Origin of the sequence: Ochrobactrum sp. C6C9 (assembly GCF_022627935.1) — a bacterium.
Lineage (GTDB): Bacteria > Pseudomonadota > Alphaproteobacteria > Rhizobiales > Rhizobiaceae > Brucella > Brucella teleogrylli.
The window spans coordinates 1-236 of sequence record NZ_JABXGB010000147.1; the positions used below are offsets into that span (position 1 = coordinate 1).

Consider the following 236-nt stretch of genomic DNA (forward strand, 5'->3'; position numbering starts at 1 on the left):
GGAAGTGACCAGCCTGCCCCGGCACCCGCGCCGAGATGTGCGTATCGATCAGGTCGGTCATGCGGAAATGCGCCAGCAGCCGGTACAGCGCCGACAGTTCGCAGCGCGCCTGCCACTCCGCATCCTCGGCCCCCGTCAGGCCCAGCCGGCGGGCGGCGGCCTGCTCGGTTTCATCAAACTCTAAGCCCGCCATGACTCACTTGCCCTGGTTGAGCGCGGCCGGCATGGCGCTGCCT

1 pseudogene is annotated in these 236 nt (G+C 69.1%); it reads right to left on the reverse strand.

The features are described 5' to 3' along the window. Positions 1 to 193: pseudogene (locus HWD97_RS24440) on the reverse strand (hypothetical protein); the annotation flags it as partial. Positions 194 to 236: the final 43 nt, after the last annotated feature.